The 12828-nt window shown below is 42.7% G+C and carries 13 protein-coding genes; all 13 read right to left on the bottom strand.

Annotated features, from left to right (window positions below):
* Positions 1-46: 46 nt before the first annotated feature.
* Positions 47-1150 carry a glycerol dehydrogenase gene (locus tag DXA55_RS16110; RefSeq protein ID WP_117814632.1) on the bottom strand — a complete coding sequence of 368 codons (1104 nt, stop codon included), beginning with the start codon at positions 1148-1150 and terminating at the stop codon, positions 47-49.
* Between the two features lie 550 nt (positions 1151-1700).
* Complete coding sequence (locus DXA55_RS16100; protein ID WP_117814631.1) at positions 1701-2990, bottom strand: ATP-binding protein; 1290 nt, start codon at positions 2988-2990, stop codon at positions 1701-1703.
* A gap of 223 nt (positions 2991-3213) precedes the next feature.
* On the bottom strand, positions 3214-4764 hold the full coding sequence (locus DXA55_RS16095) for an ATP-binding cassette domain-containing protein (protein WP_117814630.1): 1551 nt from the start codon (positions 4762-4764) through the stop codon (positions 3214-3216).
* 313 nt (positions 4765-5077) lie between these two features.
* Complete coding sequence (locus DXA55_RS16090) at positions 5078-5986, bottom strand: aminoglycoside phosphotransferase family protein (RefSeq protein ID WP_147342037.1); 909 nt, start codon at positions 5984-5986, stop codon at positions 5078-5080.
* Between the two features lie 165 nt (positions 5987-6151).
* On the bottom strand, positions 6152-6697 hold the full coding sequence (locus tag DXA55_RS16085; RefSeq protein ID WP_022463305.1) for a hypothetical protein: 546 nt from the start codon (positions 6695-6697) through the stop codon (positions 6152-6154).
* A gap of 201 nt (positions 6698-6898) precedes the next feature.
* Positions 6899-7075: a YccF domain-containing protein gene (locus DXA55_RS16080; protein WP_082424435.1), complete on the bottom strand. Its 177-nt coding sequence runs from the start codon at positions 7073-7075 to the stop codon at positions 6899-6901.
* Between the two features lie 38 nt (positions 7076-7113).
* On the bottom strand, positions 7114-7590 hold the full coding sequence (locus tag DXA55_RS16075) for an LURP-one-related/scramblase family protein (protein ID WP_022463307.1): 477 nt from the start codon (positions 7588-7590) through the stop codon (positions 7114-7116).
* Between the two features lie 116 nt (positions 7591-7706).
* Entirely contained in the window at positions 7707-8300 is a 594-nt protein-coding gene (locus DXA55_RS16070) for a type IV toxin-antitoxin system AbiEi family antitoxin domain-containing protein (RefSeq protein WP_022463308.1), read from the bottom strand.
* A gap of 203 nt (positions 8301-8503) precedes the next feature.
* Entirely contained in the window at positions 8504-8665 is a 162-nt protein-coding gene (locus DXA55_RS17170) for a hypothetical protein (RefSeq protein WP_156338048.1), read from the bottom strand.
* 242 nt (positions 8666-8907) lie between these two features.
* Positions 8908-9528 carry a hypothetical protein gene (locus DXA55_RS16065; RefSeq protein ID WP_022463309.1) on the bottom strand — a complete coding sequence of 207 codons (621 nt, stop codon included), beginning with the start codon at positions 9526-9528 and terminating at the stop codon, positions 8908-8910.
* 16 nt (positions 9529-9544) lie between these two features.
* On the bottom strand, positions 9545-10309 hold the full coding sequence (locus DXA55_RS16060; protein WP_147326093.1) for a carbohydrate ABC transporter permease: 765 nt from the start codon (positions 10307-10309) through the stop codon (positions 9545-9547).
* A gap of 21 nt (positions 10310-10330) precedes the next feature.
* The gene (locus tag DXA55_RS16055) at positions 10331-10954 is read right to left on the bottom strand and encodes a carbohydrate ABC transporter permease (protein ID WP_278309032.1); all 624 of its coding nucleotides are present in this window, start codon (positions 10952-10954) and stop codon (positions 10331-10333) included.
* 246 nt (positions 10955-11200) lie between these two features.
* Positions 11201-12565 (bottom strand): ABC transporter substrate-binding protein, encoded by a 1365-nt coding sequence (locus DXA55_RS16045; protein WP_117814626.1) that lies wholly within the window; start codon positions 12563-12565, stop codon positions 11201-11203.
* Positions 12566-12828 lie beyond the last annotated feature (263 nt).

Genomic DNA, 12828 nt, shown 5'->3' with positions numbered 1-12828 from the left:
AAAAAAGATCTCCTGGGGTTGGCAGGAGATCTTTTTTTCATACGGGTTATTCTTCTTCGTCGAGATAGTATCTACCGTAGGCGTCGGCTGCTTTAATGGCGGCAAAGACGGTCTCCGGGGTTACTTCGAAGGGCATGTTGTGGAGGGTGTCGGTCTCTGCGCATGCGGTTTTGGCTACTTCCATGAGCTGGTCGTCGGTTACGTTTCCGGCACCGAGTTCAGCTAAGGTGACTGGGAGACCGACTTCGATACACCATAAGATGATGTCTTCAAGTTCATCGAGCGGTACGTTTTCCAGGACGAGCTGAGTCAGGGTTCCGAAGGCTACTTTTTCACCGTGGTACATGTGATGGCACTCTTCGAGTACGGTGAAGCCGTTGTGGATGGCGTGGGCTCCTGCGAGGCCTGCGCTTTCAAAACCGATTCCGGAAAGGAGGGTGTTGGCCTCGATGACTTTCTCGACTGCCGGGGTGCATACGCCGGCTTCAAGAGCGATTTTGGCTTTTACACCTTCTTCCATCAGAGTGTCAAAGCAGAGTTTCGCGAGTGCCATCGCTGCCTCGGTTGTTTTTCCACCGGCGCAGGAAGTAGCTCCGCTTCTCTGGCAGGCTCTTGCTTCAAAATAGGTGGCAAGTGCATCACCCATTCCGGCTACGGTCAGGCGGACTGGAGATTTTACGATGATGTCAGTGTCCATCAGAACCAGGTTCGGGTTTGCCGGAAGGAAGAGGTATCTCTCGAATACACCCTCTTCTGTGTATACAACAGACAGTGCGCTGCACGGTGCATCGGTCGATGCGATGGTCGGGCAGATGAATACTGGTTTTTCTGCGTAGTAGGCAACTGCTTTTGCGGTATCAAAAATTTTGCCTCCGCCGACACCGATAACCAGATCACAGCCTTTTTCTTTCACGATAGCAACCAGACGGTTGATCTCACTCTCACAGCACTCGCCGTTGAAATAATCAAAAACAACGTCGCAGTCGCTTCCCGCAAAGCTTTCTTCGATCATTGCTCCGATCCGTCTGTAGCCTCCCTGGCTGATCAGAACCAGTGCTTTCTTTCCGCATTTTGCCGCATATGTTCCGATGTTTTTCATTTCCCCTGCGCCCTGTAAATATTTAGAAGGGCTAATTAAAATTTTTGCCATTTCTCTTACGCTCCTTTTTTGTTTTTTGAACGTCAGCCTCCGCTTCTGGCGTTTTCTGCGAAAAATGAGTTTACCGCAGAACTTGTCTTTATTATAATAACTGCGCTGTAAAATTGCAAGAATATTTCCATCCAAAATGAACCCCGGAAGTTCACATATTTCCCCGGAATTTTTCGGTTTATTCTGCCTGATCGTAAATGATTTTGCAACGCAGCAGTCCTGTGCGTCGTTTGGGTAGGTATACGGTGCAAACAGATAGACAACTGTCGGGGCATCGTAAAAAGCATTCTGGATTGTGCTGTCATCAGCGATGCTGTCGGCTTCGAGAATTTTGTCCAGTTCTTCCTTTTTGATCTGCTCCGGCTGGTAAAACGGGTGGAACGTCTGGCTTTGATTAAAGTAACCGCCCCTCTGATACGTTTTCACGTAAATTGGCTAAGGGTTGGCTGTGTTGACGATCGCATCGGCATGAACTTTTGTGATGTCGTTTCGGATGATTTTAAATGGCATGGGGATCACCTTCTTTCGTGGGATTTATAGCTGTTTTAATTTATAAGTTGCAAACAGCGTATAATGGTATATTTACCATCCACTCCTGCTCTTTATACTTCAATGTTGAAAATCGAACTGCTTCTTCCGGCTGGAACTTTTCGCAATATGTTTTAAGACTATGGGATCGAATGTTCTGTTCCGCCTTTACTTCAATCGGCACAATACTCTTTGCCTTCTGAATCAGAAAATCCTGCTCGAAAGTTGCTTTTTCATTTCCATAATAATATGGCGTATAAGGGGTATCTGAAATCAACTGCTGCAGAACGTACTGTTCTGTAAGCGCGCCTTTAAATTCAACAAAAATATCGTTCCCCTCCAATATGGATTCTGCTGGCAGTTCACTCATTGCTCCGAGCAGTCCTACATCCAGTACGAATAATTTATATGCATTCATATTTTTATACGCCTTCAGCGGCATATGAGGCTCATTTACCCGGTTGACTTTATATACTAATCCACAATCCAGAAGCCACTGAATTGCTATTTCAAATTCGCTGCTTCTGGCTCCTTTCTTTATCTGTCCAAAGAAAAATTTTTTATTCTCCTTCGCCAGCTGCATCGGAATAGAATCCCATACCATTCGTATTCTTGGGAGAACTTTTGCTTCAATATGCTTTCCAAAATCACCCTCATACTGCCGTACAATATCACTCTGTATCTGTCGTACTTCTGCATAATCTTTATTCAAGCGAAATGCATCTACAACTGCTGGCATGCCGCCTGTATAATAATAATTTTTCAGCCAGAACAAATATTTATCCGCAAAATTGTCAATTAAATTGTAATCCTTTGTTTCCAATGCACTTTCCAGCCCTTCTTCGTCCATAGCGCACAGGAATTCTCTAAAATTGAATGGATATAAATCCAGTAAATCTACTTTTCCCACCGGATAGGATATTCCCTCATGAAGCGCCACGCCAAGAAGTGAACCTGCTGCTATTACATGATATTCCGGTGCTTCTTCGCAAAAATATTTCAAAGATTCCAACGCTTTCGGTGCATTTTGAATTTCATCCAGAACAATCAATGTATTCTCTGGGGTGATCGTTACGCCTGATTCAATATTGAGGTTCATAATAATACGTTTTATATCGAAATCCGTATCGAAAACCGCCTGCATTCTCTGATTATTGTAAAAAGAAATGTAGGCGGTTTTTTCATAATATGTCTTACCAAATTCTTTCATTAACCACGTTTTACCAACCTGCCGGGCTCCCATTAAAATCAGTGGTTTTCTGTTACTTTTTTTCTTCCAGTCTAATAGTTTATCCATTGCAAATCGACGCATGCTGACCTTCCTCCATTTCTCTTTTTTATTATTTCACATTTTTCCCTGGTTATTCTTACTCTAATTTAACATTTTTCCCGACCTAATTCAATATAAAATTAACATTTTTCCCGACTTCACCGGAACAGAATCTGCTGTGAAACCTTCTCTTAAGACAAACATAATCTCTCCACGGAAAAATACGACGGCCAGCCACCGTCGTATTTTTCGTTATCGAATATTTTTATTTTTCTTCTCTGATCAGTCTGAGTCCGTCTTTTTCCAGCAGATACTCCTTCCCGCACACCTCTCCGATATACTTCCTGTCATGCGAAATGCTGATGATGGCGCCTGGAAATTCGCGGAGCATTTTTCTTATGACCGGTCCCGATAAGGGTGAAAAGTTTCGGGTTGGTTCATCCAGAATCAGCACATTGGCATTGCCAAGGCTCATTTTCAGAAGCAATACTTTTGCCTTCTGGCCGCCGGACAGTTCGCGGATGGGGTGATCCATCTCGTCTGCCGTGTACTTCAGCGACCCAAGATACGTTCGTATCTTCGTCCTCTCACTCTTCTCCCCGGTGGAATCCAGAAAATCGACCGGCGTCATGGAAAAATCCAGCTGATCCTCGTAGTTCTGCGGCATGTAATCTACGCGGAGATCCTCCCGTTCTTTCAGCTCTGCCGCAATCTTTTTCAGCAGTGTTGTCTTGCCTGCCCCGTTCGGGCCGACAATGCATATTTTTTCCGGTCCTCTTATCTTTAAGGTGATATTTTCCGCCAGAACCCGCTCCCCATCCGGCGTTTCCAGTTTCGGAAGCTGATATTCGATGACCGTTTTCCCGGCGGGCATGGCTGCCTCTGCTCCTCCAAGCTGGAAGTAAATCGCTTCCTCCTGCTCCGGCATTTCTGTCATGCGGGCATCTTCTTTTTCAAATCTGCGGTTCATCGCCTTTACGGTATGCATTTTGTCCTTCAGATTTTTCGCCACGGACGGTGCCTGACGGGAACAGTTGCTCAAGGCGTTCTGCACGCTCTGGTATACCTTTCGGTATTTCTCATCGCGCAGCGCTTTCTCTCTCCTGTCACTCTGCGCCTTCTGTTCCTGGCGCTCGAAATTCTGCAGGCGCTCCTCTACATACGTCCGATAGGGAAGTTTCGCAACCGTGTATCTCGATTTTGTCTTCCGCACAATCTGTTCAATATGAATGACCATATTTGCCGTGTTTTCAATCAGCGTTTCATCGTGCGAAATAAAAACAACAATATGCTCCCATTCGCGGATCAGTTTCTCCAGAAGTTCCAGTGTCGCAAGATCAATATCATTTGACGGCTCATCCAGCAGAAGGACCGTGACATCCTCCATGAGAAGACGCATCATCTGCGCTTTCACCTTCTCGCCGCCGGAAAGCTCACTCATCTGCTGATCCCGATAGAAAAACTCTTCCGTCAGACCAAATTTTCTTGCCAGCACCGCCAGATCCTTCGGTGTCTGATCCCAGAACTTTTCTTTTTCATAGAAATACTCATACACCGTCTTCGTTTTCTCCGCCTCCGGAAGTTCCTGCGGCAGATATCCAAGCCGCTCCTTTCCGATGATGCGCTCGCCTGTGGATTCGATGTAATCTTCCGTCAGTGCGGGATCGTACATCCACTTCAGCAGCGTCGATTTTCCGTTTCCCTCCTCTCCAATGATAACGGCCTTATCACCGTCATTCAGTACAAGCTGAAAATCTTCGAGAATCACCCGCAGATCTTTTTTATGTGTCAGTGTTAATTTTTTTATCTGCATCATACAGAAGTCCCCTTTGCTCCGGCAGCCTCTTTTCTGCCTTTTTACGCAAAACGAGCCTGCCCTGCGTACGCAAAACAGACCCGCAAAAAAATATCCCTGTTCTATTCTCATAAAAAAGGGAGATGATTCAGCGATTCTCGTCTTTAAGCGTACACGAAAAACAGGCCTGTTTTCCAGGCTGCCCGTTCTTTGTGTTTTTCTTAAAGTCGATTATCGCAGAAACATTCCCTCACCTTTACACCAATGGTGCTCTTTCTTTTTATTTTCTGTTCCCTATTATAGGACAACTTACAGATAAATGCAATCCGTTTTTTTACAAATTGAGAAGTTCCTCTGCCAGCGCCTGTGCATGTTCCAGATACCAGCCGTCTTCGTCCTCTTCTGCTTCCACAAACTCGATATACTCATTCAGCGTGGCCAGCTTCACATCCAGATTGAACTGTTCGCGTGAAATCTTTGTCTTTAACGCTTCATACATCCGATCCAGAAACAGCTCTTTCTGTGCATCGTTCATGTAGAACGGGAAAGTACTCCGTGTCTCGGTCGCATGTGCCAGGAATCTTGCAATGTCCAGAGAATACGGCATCATTCCACCAAATCCCCAGTCAATCATGACAACATTTTCGCCGTCATAGATCACATTCCACTGCAGGAAATCACCGTTTGACATCGTACATGGACAGATCAGCTGGCGGTCCAGGAACATCTGATACGCTTTCCGCAGAATTGGATCATCCACTACGGACGATGCTCGGCGCAGAACGCGTTTCCAGTATTCGACAAATCTCTGCTCCACTTCATTTTCCGGCGCTTTGTCCATCGACGGTGTCCAGAAATACGACTGAATTTTACTTAAGGTTTCTGCCGCTTTTTCTGTTGTCTCGTCCGTCATATCCCGCATGTCGTTTCCTTCTACATACTTCATGCAGATCCAGTCCGCATCCTCTGCCTGCCGCATGCCGACATACTGCGGTACGTGAAACTCTCCTTTTGACAGATACTGCACATAAATCTGCGCTTCTTTGCTGCCGGTTTTCTTCAGTGTATATTTTCCTGCATCTGTCTCGATCACATACACATCGTACTCCCGCACTTCATCTTCCGCCTCGCCCCACTGCTCGCAGATGCGGGAAACTGCTTTTACCGGTTCTCCGATGATTTCAAATGCCATTGTTTTGATTTCATCTGAATCTACTGATTTCTGAAAATTTCCTAACTCCATCTCTTTTGTCAAATCCTTCTCTTTTTCACATTATTCTACTACTATATCACATCTGTGACACTTTTGTCATTCTATCTTTCTGGCTTTTAAAAGCTTTGGAAAGTTTTTTCACAAAAAAGCAGGCGCACCAGACATTGCCGTCTGATGCGCCCGTATCTGTCAATTTTATGATCCAATCGAGTATTCCATCGATGCCACGCTTAAGATAACGGTTGCGCTTTCATCCCCTTCCGTAAAAGCCGTCAGCTGCAGAACCGTATCCTGCTCCCCCTGCCACTGATAAATCTGATTTCCGAGTCCAGTTGCAATTCCTCCGCCGTATAAAGAATTCAGTTCGTCTACTTCTTTCTGAATCCATGTATTGGCATCCTGTTCGATGTCAAAAGTAAAGGAAACCTGACTCAGCTGACCGTCCGAAAATTCCAGATCCATGTTAGATTCTGCATTTTCCAGGGAAAATTTTTCTTTGCTCTCGTATGTCTTTGTGCTGCTCTCATCACCCTGTCCCAGATCTTTTTCATCAAACTTCAGGGAGCTCTGTTTGAAAAGCTGTTCCGAATCCGTTCCCCATTCAAAATCCGCATACTGGAAAACCTGCTCCTCTGTACAGAGTTCCTTTAAATCCAGATCTCTGCTCTGTGATCCTCCTGCAGATGCACAGCCCGCCAGCAAAAACAAAGGTAATAAAAAGATTGTCTGTCTTATCTTCATAAACTTCCCCCCTTCTGTTTCCTGATTTTTTAATTAATACTGAATATTCTATCGTTTCTTTATTTTTTCTGTAAATTTATAGTATCATACTTTATTCTGCTGCGCAATACTTTTATCATGTTTCTATTTGCATCAAAGGAATGGCCGCCTCATGATACGCATAGAAAAAGACCGGTAACCCGATCTTTTTCCATACACCTTTTATCCAATTACACTCGTGCCAAATGGCATAAACGAAAGCCTTGCCATCTTGAAAAACTGCCGTCCAAACGGAATTCCAACAATCGTAATACACCAGATGCATCCTGCAAAAATCCATGCAAGTCCGCCGAACATGCCTCCAAATATAAACCACAGAATATTTCCCAAAGTTCTCATATCCGCATCTCCCCTGACGCCATTCCAGACACTGCCAGCTATCCATTATTTTGTGAACAGTTTGCCGCATCGATCGCCAGCACCAGTAATAATGCCGGAATTTCATTGCTCGGATTATCATATTCGATGACATACGTGTCACCCCAGCTCAGAAGTTTTTTATGTACGTGGACGACTGCACTGCAGGCTTCATATACATCGTAATCCCATCCCATGAAGTCACCTTCTGCACGCCATCCCATGAAATCTACATCGTATTTGGGGCGGAACAGTGCAAAACGTTTTTCGATATGTCCCATTAACTGCCCGTTCCATTCAATTTCAAAAGTCGGAAGAAAGCAAAATAATTTCTGTTTGATAAACCCAATTTCATTATGCGCCGCATCGTACACATGCAGACGGTGTCCCAGCGAGATAAATTCATTTTTCACAAAATACTTTTGGTTCCCCTGCTCGTCATAGATATCATACGTGTCTGACCAGGAAAATACACGTTGTTTGATTAGTAATTGCATATCTGCTCCCCTTTTCATTTTTCTATCAGACAATCGACTTTTTTATGGAAAATTTTTCCTTTTCCCCTTAATTTTCGACCGCGATTTTGACCCCATTTTTTTCGGTCTGAAACGGTCTATAGCAAAACCTCCATATATCGCAGCACCTTGGGCTTCACACGAAGCTGATCTGCGTACTGCATCAGTCTGTGAATGTTCTTATCCTTGGATGCTGCATAGCGTTTCATAGCTTCTCCGACAATCTGTATATCACTGCCGCTGCCGCGCAGGATGTCACACAGCGTCCGTTCCAAATTGTAAACACGAATTGGATTGCCGGATGGGGATTTCATTTCAATTCTGCCAAGTTCATAGTTCTCCGGCACAACGCGCTTGACAATTAGATTTTCCCGTTTCAAGGATGAAGCATTGTAGCCTTTGGGAAAGGTCATCGTATATTTTGCCGGGGTACGATCCGAATAGCCCCGCAGATACAAAGCAGTATCGTGCGAATAAATTCCGCGCCCATACTTTCGCTGTAAAAGGTAGAAATCATCCTCCCATACGTCGCTCCACACATACAGGCCACGCCCGAAGCGGTATATCTCGCCGCTCTTGACAAACTTCTGTAAAACGCTGCGGTGCAGTCCGGCTTCTGTTACTTGCGCTGCGGTAATCGTACCGTCCTCTGACGCTTCTCGCAGTTCTTCGATTTTCTCCTTAACATTCATGTTTCTCACCCCTCTTTGACAATCACACATTATATTATATTGAAATAATGTGTGATTGTCAACTGTAAAGCGACGAACACACATTAAATTACGTAAAAATAATGTGTGATTGTCAGATACCAGGGAATTTCTAACATGTACTTAAGTAAAAAACAAAGAACGGCATAGCCGTTAAGCTATATCGTTCCTTGTTTCCATATTTTTTAAATTACCACCGCATTACTGGCGTTTTTTCTGCGGACGGTTTCTTCCAGCACACCGAAAAATCCTGCCACCAGCGCCATTAAAATGCCGGTCAAGGTCGCATCTCCTGTTTCTAGGCTTCCGGCTTTGGTGATAGTCGTACATTTTTCATTGTCATTCACAATGTTTCCAGTTCTTACGATTAGGACCGTAGTTCTTATGAAGCGGTTATGGCATAATCAATATATAGAAGCAAATGCAATTGATAAGTTACGGAATATATTGGGCTACAATGCGAAAGGTATCATGACGCATTATTCGGATAATAATGTGTTTTAAAGCCTGTATAAATCGGCACATGCATAGAACATAATGAAACAGCCTCACCCCTGAAAGTCCCGGTAGTGAGGCTGTATTCTTTTCCTTAATCTTTTTCTGTTAATTTCACCCGTTCTCCATTTGTCAGTTCTGATGTGCTTACGACCATCGGTTCGTCTACTTCTGATAAAAGTACCACGAAATCTGAATTTCTATTTGGAAAACATGTCACAGCTTTTTCTTCCAGAATATTTTCATACCCCCAGGCTCCCTTCTGACGCTTAATATAATAGACACACGTTTTTCCAAAGTCTCCTTCATGAATCGCCTGCCGTGTGATCACTTTTGGAAAAACATCTTCAGAAGTGATTTCGATTTTTCCCTCAACGTTTTCACCAATCGAATGTTTTTCATACAGATCTACCGTAAGCTCATACAAATCATCCTTTCGAATGACAGAACACACTTTTCCAACCAGAAGATCTCTGCCCTCCTGCAGCAAAGATTCCGGAACGTTATCATACACGCTGATATAGCCAATTGCCTGATCAGCTGCGCTTACTTCCAAATCAACTGGAAATTCATACTCAATGCTGCCTTCCTGTGCCTCCTCTGTCCAGACGGAAGGAAGCGTTTTGTTCTCTTCTTTGACCGACCAAAACGTTGCGGCAGTTAAAAACAGAAACCACAGAGCGATTAACCCTATACTTATTTTTTTGAACTTCATCGTACTTTCTTCCCCTCTACGCTTTCACACCGGACATACTGATTCCCTGTATCAAATAGTCCTGTCCCATTAAGAATATCAATAAAACTGGTACTGCGTAAAAAACGGACGCTGCATAAAAGATATCCGGCTGTTCCTCTAAAATCTGGCAAAGATACACGGATAACGGCTGCTGATATGGCTCTCTCAAAAAAATGACCGCCTGGTCTACAATATTCCAATTGTCAATAAAAATCAGGATTAATGCAGCAGCAATGGCTGAACTCAAATTAGGCTTTACAATGGAACGATAAATTCTGTATTCGCTGGCTCCGTCCAGTCTGGCTGCTTCTAACGTTTCCTGCGGAAAATCCTGTATCTGCTGACGAATCAGAAATACCCCCAATGGCTGAAACATTGCCGGAAGAATAATTGCCAAGGACGAATTTTGAATGCCCAGCCAATTCGCCACTAAATAATTTGGCACTAAAGTCAGCTGCAGCGGCATAAGCATGACAATCATGTAAAGATAGAACAAAATCTCCTTGTATTTCCACCTGCATTGCCAAAAGCCGTATGCGGCAAGCGGTGCAAGCAAAAGCTGTCCAATCAAAACCGGAATAGTAATAATCAGGGAATTCCACATCATCCGCAAATACAAAGGTCTCTTAAAGAGCAATATAAGATACTCTTCTGGAACTTGTACCGACTTTCCAGCCACAAACAACAACGGAATGACTGCCAAAATGACAGCTCCCATGCAGATCAGCTTTTCGAAAAAATTCGAATATCTCTTTTTCATAAAATCACCCACAAAAGATCTTTACAAATAATCCAGATTCTTCCTCTGGACCCGATAAATGATGCCCAGAAAGATTCCCAGTATGAGAAACATACACCATGCTGCAGCAGACAGTTTCTGCATATTAAGTGACAAAAACTGGTTATTCATATAGTGCTGCAGCATATAAACATACGGTGATGGATAGGCCCCATACAGCATATAGATCTCTTTAAAAACCTTAAAAGAATTCACGATCGACATCAACAGCACAACTAACGTCGTTGGTTTTAATAAGATCCATGTAATATATTGGAATTCCTGCCGCCCTGTAGCTCCATCCAGCTGGCACTGCTCATGATAGATCTGCGGAATCCAGTTTATCCCGGACCAGAAAAGGACAATCGAAAAACTGATATTTTTCCACAGATACATCAGGATAATAATCAAAATGGCCCATCTGGAATTCTCAATATCGAACATGTTTTTTCCAAAAAGCTGTAAAAACCCATCCAGAAAACCATTTCTCTCAAACAAATATTTCCAGAAAGCAATCACCGTTCCAGATGGAACGATTAATGGGATCAGGAGCAGGATAAGAAGAATTCGACCTCTCCTCTGCTTTTTCAAAACCAGTACCAGAAGCAAAGCAATCGCCATTCCCAGCGGTATTGCAATCCCGCAAAAATTCCGGTATTACGGAGTGCTGAAAGGAATAACTCATTTTCGAATAACAGTTTAAAGTTTTTAAGACCCACCCATTCCTTGTTCATCATGTTGTCAATCACTGCAAAATACAAGGACAGAAGAAACGGCACGATGTAAAAAGCCATGATCCCGATAAAACTTGGAAGGATAAAACACATATAAATAAAATTTCGTTTTTTCATTTCATATACCTGATTCCATGGATTAAGGACAGCTTCTACTCATTAACATAAAGCTCTGCTCTTTGCTGAAAAGCTTCGCACATTCCTCTGGGGTGATTTTCTGCTCCATACATTCGTTTCGAATTTCAGTCAAAATACTGTCTAACTGTAAATCCCGAAAAGCTTTTGCAGAAACTTTTTCATTGTATGCTTCCCATTTTTCTGCTGTGTCGTCATCATTTTCCAATTGATACGCAACAAGCTGCCGTGTGTTTTCTTTGTTCAGCATACTGCCATAGGTAAAGAAATTTCTGTAGTAAGAATCACTGTTTGCATCTTCGAACTCAAATTGTTTCTGACCAATGCAGAATTTGATAAATTCCCATGCAAGCGCTTTATCTTTGCAGCCTGAACTCATGGAAAAGTCCTCACCAATTCTCCAGAAAGGAATTTTTCCATCCGTTGATTTCAACAGGATCGGTTTTGTTGCCGTATCGGTTTCTTCAAACATTCCGCTCGGAGAACCTTCGAGTAAATTTGTAAATGTATTCAGCAGGACACTCTTTCCGGAAAAGCTTTTAATATCCGCGAATGCATGGGTCGCATAGGATGATTGATATTGATACAGTTCCTGCATTTTTCTCAGAAAATCCACATAATTTTCTGAATCAAAATTTACTTCTTCCTTCTTCAAATAAGCTCTGTCCTCTGTCATCGGCAGAAACACGTAAATATTGTTTTGTACATCAATCGTAAAATCATCATCTGCAATTGGCTTGGCCTGCTGATATAACTCATATAAATCATTGATATCCATTTCGTCCGGGACTTCATAATTCAGTTCATCCGTTATGTTTCTATTCAACCGAAGCATAACATAATAAAAACCTTCCGGAATTTGATACAGTTTTCCATCGACTTCTGCTGCTCGCAGGATATTATCGTAATAATCATCTCTGTTAAAATTAGGATCTGCATCAATATACTGATTTAAGTCCTCGAAATAGCCGCTGCCTTTCGTCTTAATTTCCGATGGTAAATACGTTGCATCATAAATATCCGCCCGTTGATCCGATGCAAGTTCTGTAAGCAAGGTATTTAAGCCTTCATTATACTGTTCATCCGTAACATCATTGTCAAAAACAACCTTTGTTTCAATTTTTACGCCTGGATGCTCCTTCATAAATAAATCAATCATATGCTGGGTCTGCGGCTCAATAAATAAGGTTCCATATGTAAGCGTTCCTTCCAAATCAGCTCCCTCTTCATAGACAGAAATATCATTTCTCACATCTTTTTCATCTTGGGACCCACTTTGTGTGCTTCCACAGGCGCCAATCGCTGCTGTACATAGCATTCCAATTACCACGCAGGATACCTTTTTACCATATTTTCCGAGTTTTTTCATAGGCACTTTTCCTTTCAATTTTTCTCACCGCTTATATTTCTATATTTTATTATATACCCTCCGTTTCATTTGACAATATGCTTATTTTTACTATATTTTCAGAATTATTTTTATTAGTTTTGCACATAAAAAATTTCTATATTTTATTATATACCCTCCGTTTCATTTGACAATATGCTTATTTTTACTATATTTTCAGAATTATTTTTATTAGTTTTGCACATAAAAAATGCCCTGACACTTTTTCCTTTTTGAAAAATAGC

This window comes from Blautia sp. OF03-13, from assembly GCF_003460685.1.
GTDB lineage: Bacteria > Bacillota > Clostridia > Lachnospirales > Lachnospiraceae > Fusicatenibacter > Fusicatenibacter saccharivorans.
The sequence above is the reverse complement of the archived record's forward strand: the minus strand, read 5'-3'. Positions and strand labels throughout refer to the sequence as shown.